This window comes from Vibrio olivae (assembly GCF_042428525.1).
Taxonomy (GTDB): domain Bacteria; phylum Pseudomonadota; class Gammaproteobacteria; order Enterobacterales; family Vibrionaceae; genus Vibrio; species Vibrio olivae.
In genome coordinates this window covers 1-544 of record NZ_JBHMEP010000124.1, presented here as the reverse complement: position 1 = coordinate 544, position 544 = coordinate 1, and the positions used below count along the sequence as shown (strand labels likewise).

1 pseudogene is annotated in these 544 nt (G+C 44.9%); it reads left to right on the top strand.

The features are described from left to right. Window positions 1-336: 336 nt before the first annotated feature. A pseudogene (locus ACFFUV_RS23845) lies at window positions 337-544 on the top strand (hypothetical protein); the annotation flags it as partial.

Genomic DNA, 544 nt, shown 5'->3' with positions numbered 1-544 from the left:
GATAACCTCGCCCCCGCTCGGCCAGCTTCCCCTTGTTCTCCCCGCAGCGGCAGAATACAGGCAGAAGATGGTCAAACGAAGCGAGAGCATCTTCTTGCCGCCTCATCAGTGTAACTGGTAAACTAAAATGGACCAATAATGGCAAAGAAAAATCCCCCACCAAATATAGCCTCTTGAGTATAATGTTAGTTAACATTATACTCGAAAGGCGGAAAGGTAATGGTGAAGGGAAAAATGTTCAACGAAATACAAGCTTACAAGCAAATAGGATATACAATCAGGAAGTGTGCTCGAGTAACCGGAATCGACAGAAAGACAGTCCGAAAGTATTGGAATATGAACGCAGAAGAATATTTAAAATATCTGGCCGCGAGCCGTGAACGGACTAAAATACTTGACCCGTATCGCGGGGAAATCATTTCGGAGCTTGAAACCTACCCTGATATTACTTCGGCAATAATTTACGACCATCTGTGTGAGCGGCATGAGGCTTTTACACCCTCATACAGAAGTGTCAGGCTTTATGTAATGACCCTGCGTGAAG